Genomic DNA, 7191 nt, shown 5'->3' with positions numbered 1-7191 from the left:
GGCCGGGCGGGCCCGCCTGCGCGGATCGGCCCGCCGCCGGTATGGCGGGCCGCGGGCTCAGCGGGATCGGCCCCCCGTAGGCGGGCGGCGCCCCGGGCCCCGGCGCCGGCGGGGGAGCGCCGGGCGTCCAGGCGGGGCCCTGCGGCGCCGGGGCGACCCGAGGCGAGGGGCCGAGGTCCACGCCCTCCAGCCGGGCCAGCAGCTCCCGCGCTGCCGGCCGCCTGGCCGGGTTCCGGTCCAGGCAGGCGGTGACGGCGTCCAGCAGCGTCCCGCTCAGCGCGGACAGGTCGGGCACGCCGTTCAGGATGCGGTTGACCACCGCGGGCACCGAGTCCTGGCCGAACGGCGCCCGGCCGGTCGCCGCGTAGACGATCATGCCCGCCCAGGCGAACATGTCGCTCTCGGGACCCGGGATCGTGGCCGCCAGGTGCTCGGGCGCGCTGAACGGGGACGCGCCCGCGAACCCGCCCGCCGCGAGCGGGCGTTCGAGCACCCGGCCGATGGCGAAGTCGATGACCTGCGGGCCCTGCGGGCCGAGCAGCACGCTCGACGGCCCGAAGTCGCCGTGCGCCGCCCCCGCCTGGTGGATGACCGTCAGCGCCGTCAGCGTGCCGAGCGCGATCTGCGACAGCTCCTCCGTCGAGCGGGGACCCTGACGCTCGACGACCTCCCACAGGGAGGTTCCGTCAACGTACTCGCTGGCGTAGTACAGCCGCCCGTCGTGCAGGCCGTAGGCCAGGACACGGGCCACGCGCGGGCCGGTCACCCGCTGGGCGCGGCGCAGTTCGACGCCGAACGAGCGCCGCACCTGCTCCTCGTCGGAGAAGCGCCGGTGCAGCAGCTTCACCGCCACCCGCGCGCCGGACTCGGTCTCGGCGGCGTACACGATGCCCTGGCCGCCCTCGCCGATCCGTCCCGTCACCCGGTAGGAGGCGATGGTCGGGGGATCGGTGGGCCCCAAGGGCCGTGACGGCGGCAATCGATCTCTCCCTAGGCGTGCGGACGGACAGGTGCCGGCGCCCCCTCTACCCACGGCGGCAAGATTCTGCCACGTTGGAACGGTACGAAGTACGGTTTTGTGTCATCGTTCCCGTGCGGCACCAGCGCCTCAAATCGGACACCCCGGGGTGATCGCACCACTCGGCCGCATGGATAGGCTCAGGACATGCAATCGTGGTCTGCTCCCGAGATCCCTTCGCTGCCCGGCGCCGGTCTCCCGCTCCGGCTCCATGACACCTCGGCCCGGGGGGTCAGAGAGACCTCCCCGGGGCCGACGGCGCGGATGTACGTCTGCGGCATCACGCCCTACGACGCCACCCATCTCGGGCACGCCAACACCTACCTCGCCTTCGACCTGGCCGGCAGGATGTGGCGGGACGCCGGCCACGCCGTGCACTACACCCAGAACGCCACCGACGTGGACGACCCCCTGCTCGAACGCGCCCAGCAGACCGGCGTCGACTGGCAGGAGCTGGCCGCCAAGGAGATCGAGCTCTTCCGCACCGACATGGAGGCGCTGCGCATCATCCCGCCGGACGACTACGTCGGCGTCACCGAGGTCGTCGACCAGGTGGCCGAGCTCATCGGCCGGCTGAAGGACAAGGGCGCCACCTACGAGGTGGACGGCGACGTCTACTTCTCGGTCGCCGCCGCCCCCAAGTTCGGCGCCGTCTCCGGTTACTCCGAGGAGCGGATGCTGGAGCTGTTCGCCGAGCGCGGCGGCGATCCCGACCGGCCGGGCAAGCGCAACCCGCTCGACTGGCTGCTGTGGCGGGGCCGGCGTCCCGGCGAGCCGTCCTGGCCCTCGCCGCTCGGCCCCGGCCGTCCCGGCTGGCACGTCGAGTGCACCACGATCGCGCTGAACCGCCTCGGCAGCGGGTTCGACGTCTCCGGCGGCGGCACCGACCTGATCTTCCCGCACCACGAGATGGGCGCCAGCGAAGGGCACATCGCCACAGGAGAGTGGCCCTTCGCCCGGGCCTACGTGCACGCGGGCATGGTCGGCCTCGACGGCGAGAAGATGTCCAAGTCGCGGGGCAACCTGGTCTTCGTGCACCGGCTGCGCGCCGAGCACGACCCCATGGCGGTGCGGTTGGCGCTGCTCGCCCACCACTACCGCGAAGACTGGGAGTGGACGGGCGACCAGATCGACACCGCGACGGCGCGGCTGGCCCGCTGGCGCTCGGCCGTCGATCGCCCCGCGGGCCCCGACGCCGGGCCGGTGCTCCAGGGCGTCCGCGAGCGGATGGCCGACGACCTGGACGCGCCCGGCGCGCTCGAGATCATCGACGCCTGGGCGACCCGGACCCTCGCGGGGGAGGGCGAGGACCCCGACGCCCCCGCTCTCGTCCGAGCCACCACCGACACCCTCCTCGGCATCGCCCTCTGACCCACCCCACCCCCCGGCCACGCCCACCTGACAAACCCCGCCAGCGGCGCCGACCCAGCAAGCCCGGCCGGCCATGCCGACCTGGCAAGCCCCGTCGGCCACGCCGACCTGGTGCGGTGATCACATGCGTTCACCGGGTGCGGCTCTGCATCCCCGGTGTGTGCTGGAGGTGATCGGCGCCGGGGCGGCGGGTCGTGGTGCGGCGGTGTCGGCGCCGGTTACGGCGCTCGACCCGGTGAAGAGGCGGCGCTGCGCTGTCAGTCGGTGGGCAGCAGGGTGCCGAGTGGGCCGAGGTCGAGGTTCAGGTCCGACGGTGACAGGTCGAAGCGCTCGCACAGATCGGTCATCGCCTCCTCCAGGCGCATCAGCGTCAGGCCCAGCGTCTCGATCTGGTCGTCGGACAGGTCGCCCTGGTCCATCCGGCGCACGCACTGGCGCTCCACGAGCTGCCGCACCAGCTCCACGAGAGTCAGCACCAGGCGGGTGAGGTCCCGCTCCACCGTCTCGGGGTCGGTGTCCAGCCGCCACGGCCCCGACCGCGACCGCCCCGGCTCCCGGTAGGGCCCGGCTCCGGTCCCCGCGGCCTCGGTCCCCGCGCTGGTCCCCGCGCTGGTCGCCGCCGGTTGGGCGGGGTCACGGTGCGGGCGGCTCATGTCCCACTCCGATCCCCAGCGGCTCGGACGCCCGTACCGACATGATCAGCGCCCGCAGCGAGATGCGCACCAGGTCGATGTCGGCGATGGACAGCACCAGGTCGCCGGTGATCACGACGCCCCCGGCGAGCAGGCGGTCCAGCAGGTCCACCAGCGCGACGCGTTCGGCGGGCAGCCGTCCTTGCTCCGCCAGTTCGGCGCCACGGGACGTCGACTCACCGATCATGGGATCCCTCCGCCCCGCCGCGGCGCCCCGGCGACCGGTCACGGGTGCGCGGGTTGGGGGCGTCGTGCGGGTCTGGGGCGTCGTGGCCCTCGGTGGGGCCGGGGCCCTCGGGGTCGTAGGTGTCGTCCATGCCGCCGCCCGCCGTCTCCAGGGCGGTGAAGGAGTACGGCGCCCAGGGGCCGGTGAGCTCGATGTCGATCTCCGGTCCCCGGAAGGCGTCCAGCGCGGCGGCGAACTCCGCGCGCCGGTCGTTCTCCACCAGATAGGCGCCGTTGAGCAGCATCCAGTCGTCGCGTCCCGACAGCCGGGGGTCCTGCGGACGGTGGCGGGTGCTGGCCACCGCCATCTCCGCGAGCGTGCCGTGGATCATCTCGGCCCGCTCGGCGGCCTCGCGCCAGGCGTCATCACGGTCGCGCAGGCTGGCCTTGCGGCGCCTGAGGTACTCCGTCCCCGGCCTGGCCGCCCCCGCCGCGCCGCGGCCCCCCGGCGCGGCAGGCGCCGCCGAAGGTTGGGCGGGGCGGTGGGCGTAGGCCTTGACCCCCCATTCCTGGCGGCCGGCGACGCGCGACAGGACGGAGGCGAACTCGTCGCCCCGCCGGTCCAGCAGGTCGCGGACCTGCTCGTCGCCGCTGTAGACCGTGACCAGCCGCACGGGGGCGGCCGAGCGGGCGGCCCCGGCCACGGCCTCCACGACGCGGTGGTGCGCGCGGGCCGTCTCGCCGACCCAGTCCAGGTCCTCCAGCGAACGCCGCAGCGGTCCCTCCCCGAACTCCTCCAGCGGCACCGTGCTCACGTACGCGGCCAGCCCGGAGCCCTCCAGCGCGCGCACGGGAGCCCCGGCCACGCCCTTCAGGCCCTCCAGCACCTCCGGGCCGGGGCCGTCACCGGCGCGGGTGATCGCGTACAGGTAGGTCCCCGTGTCAGCCACCGTGCTCCTCCTCGGAAGGGACGTCCGGGCGCGGCCCCCTGGCGGCGCCGGGCGCCCGTCTCCGGCCTGGGCGCGCCGTCCGGCGGGGCTCCGGCTCCTCCCAGCGGTCGTCCCCCAGGGCCCGGTCGTCCTCCAGGGCGATCCGGTCGCCGGCGGCGAGGCGTTCCCTCTCGCGGCCGGACCGGCCGGACTCCGCGGGAAGGGGCTCGCCTTCGGCCGCGGCGAGGCGGCGGCGCAGGCGGCGGTTCTCCTCGACCAGGTCACGGTCGCCCGAGCTGAGCCACGGATCGTGCTCCCACCAGTCGATGCCGAGCTCCCTGGCCGTGTCGACCGACGCGATCAGCAGTCGCAGCTTGATCGTGAGCAGCTCGATGTCCAGCAGGTTGACGCGGATGTCGCCCACGATCACCACGCCGCGGTCGAGCACGCGCTCCAGGATGTCGCCGAGGTTGCCGCCGGAGTCGCGGGCCGGCGCCCGCTGCGGGCCGCCGTACGGGGACATCACCCGCCCGGATGACATCGGTTCGGACATGTCAGTACACCCCGCCCGTGTCGCCCTTGGCGCGCTTGTAGCTGCGCACCCGCCGGTAGGAGACCAGGTCCCCCTCGGAGTCGAGGTCGATGGCGTAGATCGCCAGCGTGTCGCCGGAGGAGGGAATCCGGTGGTCCTCGACCACCTCCACCTCGACGGTCCAGCCGTCGCCCGCCGGCTTCACCAGCGTGACGCCTTCGACGTCCTTGCCGGTGAGCTCGGCCATGTAGTCCAGCCCGGCGCGGCCGGCCGTGGCCGCGGTCAGGCGCCGGGACGTCCTGGGCCCGCTGACCGTCCCGGCCCTCCTGGCGGGACGCCGCGTCCCCCGGGGGGCGTCCTCCTCCTCGCCGTAGCGGCCGTAGCCGTCCCCCGCGCCCGCATAGCCCGCGTCGTCCATATCGTCCATGTCGTCGCCGTCGTCCATGTCATGCACGTCATCCACGTCGGCCGCGTCATCCACATCGCCCATCTCCTCGGTGGAGTCGGCGGGGCCGGTGTACTCCTCGTCGTCCCTGGCGTTCTCGCGGGCCGGGTCGTACGCGTAGCGGTCCTCACCGGTACCGGCCCGCCGGTCGCGGGGTCTGCGGCTGCCCGGCACGACATCACCTCCTTGCTCCCCGGCGCCCGGAGCCGGTGCGGCCGGCCGCACCCCGATCGGGGCCGGAACGGCGGCCACCCGGCGATGGCGGGCGGTCACCCCGCTAGCCGATCATCCGTTGCAGGATCTCCTCGGTGGCGCGGGCGCTCTCCTCCTCCGTGATCAGGCCTGCGGCCCGCGCCTCCTCCACCTCCTCCAGTTGCCGCCGCACCGCCGCCGGGTCGCGCAATTGGTGCTCCACCTGTTCCTCGATGAGCTCACCGAGCCGGATCAGCGCCTCCACCGGCGCGAGCGGCCAGCCGAACAGCAGCTTGACCAGGCCCATCGTCCAAGCACCTTCATCCCTGCGTGTCGACGAAGTCATAGGGCGCCTGCGGGCCGAGCAGACGCAGCGTGACGCGGTCGGCCCAGCGGCGGCCGAACTCCTCAAGGGCCCGCTCGAACTCCTCCTGCCGGTCGGTCTCCACCAGCACGGCCAGGTGGGCGGCGTCCTCCTCGTGGGTCGGCTCCCTGATGACGACCGCGACCGCGTGCGGGGCGAGCCCCTGGGCGAGCACCTGGGTGTCGGCGTCCCTCTTGACCTCGACGGCCCGGTTGATGATCTCGCCGAGCCGGATCCGCGCGTCCCAGGTCGCCTCCTCGGGCAGGCCGCGGATCTCCTCGCGGAGCCGGGCCGCCTCGGGCTCCTCGGCCAGCACCTCGCGCAGGACGGTGCCCTCCTCGTAGCGGCCCTTGACGACGAACTGGACGCGTCCCTCCAGTTCCTCCAGCGCGGAGCGGAAGCGGTCGTGATGGGGGGTCAGCAGCTCCGAGACGATCGCCTCGGGGCTCTCCATCACCGCGCCGAAGCGCAGGGGGAGCACCGGCACCTCGGCGGCCACGTCGTCCAGCAGGTTCTGGTGGGCGACGAGGTCCTGGGGCCTGCCGAGCGGGCGGGTGAGGCGCAGTTCGCTGACCAGGGCGGCGATGTCGCGGTGACGTACCAGGGCGATCTCTCCTGGCGGGTCTCCGACCCCGCGGGGCTCGGGGGTCAGCTCCACGTCGGAGGGCAGGATGCCGTAGATGTAGGACGCCGTCGCGCGCTCCTGCCGCTGCTCCGGGACGCCGGTCCGCTCGCCCGCCCTCGCGGAGGCGCCGGAGGCGCCGGCGGCGGCCCGGCCGGAGGCCTCCGCGGTGGCGTGGCCCGTCGCGCGCGTGTCCGCGTCCTGCACGGCGCCGCCGGGCCGGCGGCCGGCGACCTGCGGGGCCTCCTGCTCGGACCCCGGGGCGGCGGGGCCGGAAGTGGAACGGGCCATCTCAGTACTCCTCACGCCGGCGCCTGCGGGGCGCGGGCTGCTCGTCGGACTCGGTGATGAAGTCGCGCAGCTTCTCGCCCGCCGCCTCCAGTGCGCCCTGGGCGATGCCCTTGGTCTTGGACCTGGCCACGCCCGTCGTCATGTCCTGCATGAGCTCGGGAAGCCCCTTCTGGCCCTCCGAGATGTCCAGCCGGTTGACCGCCTGGGCGAACCGCAGGTAGGTGTCCACGCTGGCGACGACGATGCGCGCGTTGATGGTCAGCAGTTCGATGCCCACCAGCGCGACGCTGACGTAGGCGTCGATCACCAGTCCCTTGTCGAGGATCGTGTCGATCACGTCGGCGAGTCCGCCGCCCGATGAGTTCGGCCGGCCGGCAGGGCCGCCGCCCGAGGGCTGCACGATGGTCATACGCTCCACTCCTCGCTGCCGGTCACCGGCCTGTGTCCCTCGGCTCGCGAGCCGATCCGCGCCGGCCCGCGCGCCCGGACTCCTCGCCCTCGGGGCGCCGCCGCGCCCGGGGCTCCCCGCGCCCGCCTGCCTCGGTGCCGCGCCGGCGCGCGGGCGGCTCC

General features: G+C 74.4%; 10 protein-coding genes. 1 reads left to right on the top strand and 9 read right to left on the bottom strand.

The genetic code is table 11. The features are described from left to right. Positions 1 to 979, bottom strand: a 979-nt coding sequence (locus ACFQSB_RS39945; protein WP_380832546.1) for a serine/threonine-protein kinase, incomplete at its 3' end; no start/stop codon positions are given. Positions 980 to 1165: 186 nt separating this feature from the next. Between ACFQSB_RS39945 and mshC the strand changes: the two genes are divergently transcribed. Then, a complete protein-coding gene (mshC, locus tag ACFQSB_RS39940) occupies positions 1166 to 2389 on the top strand; it encodes a cysteine--1-D-myo-inosityl 2-amino-2-deoxy-alpha-D-glucopyranoside ligase (protein ID WP_380832544.1) in 1224 nt (407 codons plus the stop codon). 257 nt (positions 2390 to 2646) lie between these two features. Here mshC and ACFQSB_RS39935 read toward each other — a convergent pair whose 3' ends face one another. The 8 genes from ACFQSB_RS39935 to gvpJ all read right to left on the bottom strand — a co-directional run bounded on the left by ACFQSB_RS39935 (position 2647) and on the right by gvpJ (position 7030). Further along, a complete protein-coding gene (locus ACFQSB_RS39935; RefSeq protein WP_380832543.1) occupies positions 2647 to 3042 on the bottom strand; it encodes a gas vesicle protein K in 396 nt (131 codons plus the stop codon). Continuing rightward, positions 3023 to 3268: a gas vesicle protein gene (locus ACFQSB_RS39930; RefSeq protein WP_380832541.1), complete on the bottom strand. Its 246-nt coding sequence runs from the start codon at positions 3266 to 3268 to the stop codon at positions 3023 to 3025. The genes ACFQSB_RS39935 and ACFQSB_RS39930 overlap by 20 nt, the downstream gene beginning before the upstream one ends. Then, positions 3258 to 4196: a GvpL/GvpF family gas vesicle protein gene (locus ACFQSB_RS39925; protein ID WP_380832539.1), complete on the bottom strand. Its 939-nt coding sequence runs from the start codon at positions 4194 to 4196 to the stop codon at positions 3258 to 3260. The genes ACFQSB_RS39930 and ACFQSB_RS39925 overlap by 11 nt, the downstream gene beginning before the upstream one ends. Further along, the gene (locus tag ACFQSB_RS39920; protein ID WP_380832538.1) at positions 4189 to 4728 is read right to left on the bottom strand and encodes a gas vesicle protein; all 540 of its coding nucleotides are present in this window, start codon (positions 4726 to 4728) and stop codon (positions 4189 to 4191) included. Before ACFQSB_RS39920 ends, ACFQSB_RS39925 begins: the two co-directional genes overlap by 8 nt. Before the next feature lies 1 nt (position 4729). Beyond that, positions 4730 to 5326 carry a gas vesicle protein GvpO gene (locus ACFQSB_RS39915; protein ID WP_380832536.1) on the bottom strand — a complete coding sequence of 199 codons (597 nt, stop codon included), beginning with the start codon at positions 5324 to 5326 and terminating at the stop codon, positions 4730 to 4732. Positions 5327 to 5429: 103 nt separating this feature from the next. After that, complete coding sequence (locus tag ACFQSB_RS39910; protein ID WP_380832534.1) at positions 5430 to 5651, bottom strand: gas vesicle protein GvpG; 222 nt, start codon at positions 5649 to 5651, stop codon at positions 5430 to 5432. A 13-nt stretch (positions 5652 to 5664) separates the two neighbouring features. After that, positions 5665 to 6621, bottom strand: a complete 957-nt coding sequence (locus tag ACFQSB_RS39905; protein WP_380832532.1) for a GvpL/GvpF family gas vesicle protein — start codon at positions 6619 to 6621, stop codon at positions 5665 to 5667. A gap of 1 nt (position 6622) precedes the next feature. After that, the gene (gene gvpJ / locus ACFQSB_RS39900; RefSeq protein WP_354845233.1) at positions 6623 to 7030 is read right to left on the bottom strand and encodes a gas vesicle protein GvpJ; all 408 of its coding nucleotides are present in this window, start codon (positions 7028 to 7030) and stop codon (positions 6623 to 6625) included. Between the last annotated feature and the right edge of the window lie 161 nt (positions 7031 to 7191).

Origin of the sequence: Sphaerisporangium rhizosphaerae (assembly GCF_042665155.1) — a bacterium.
GTDB lineage: Bacteria > Actinomycetota > Actinomycetes > Streptosporangiales > Streptosporangiaceae > Sphaerisporangium > Sphaerisporangium rhizosphaerae.
Note: the sequence above shows the minus strand (reverse complement) of the source record. Positions and strands in the feature narration are given on the sequence as shown.

Excerpts from the sequence above, each read along its gene's own strand:
- gvpJ (WP_354845233.1), bottom strand. The coding sequence starts at position 7,030 with ATGACCATCGTGCAGCCCTCGGGCGGCGGCCCTGCCGGCCGGCCGAAC.
- ACFQSB_RS39905 (WP_380832532.1), bottom strand. The coding sequence starts at position 6,621 with ATGGCCCGTTCCACTTCCGGCCCCGCCGCCCCGGGGTCCGAGCAGGAG.
- ACFQSB_RS39935 (WP_380832543.1), bottom strand. The coding sequence starts at position 3,042 with ATGAGCCGCCCGCACCGTGACCCCGCCCAACCGGCGGCGACCAGCGCG.
- ACFQSB_RS39910 (WP_380832534.1), bottom strand. The coding sequence starts at position 5,651 with ATGGGCCTGGTCAAGCTGCTGTTCGGCTGGCCGCTCGCGCCGGTGGAG.
- mshC (WP_380832544.1), top strand. The coding sequence starts at position 1,166 with ATGCAATCGTGGTCTGCTCCCGAGATCCCTTCGCTGCCCGGCGCCGGT.
- ACFQSB_RS39920 (WP_380832538.1), bottom strand. The coding sequence starts at position 4,728 with ATGTCCGAACCGATGTCATCCGGGCGGGTGATGTCCCCGTACGGCGGC.
- ACFQSB_RS39930 (WP_380832541.1), bottom strand. The coding sequence starts at position 3,268 with ATGATCGGTGAGTCGACGTCCCGTGGCGCCGAACTGGCGGAGCAAGGA.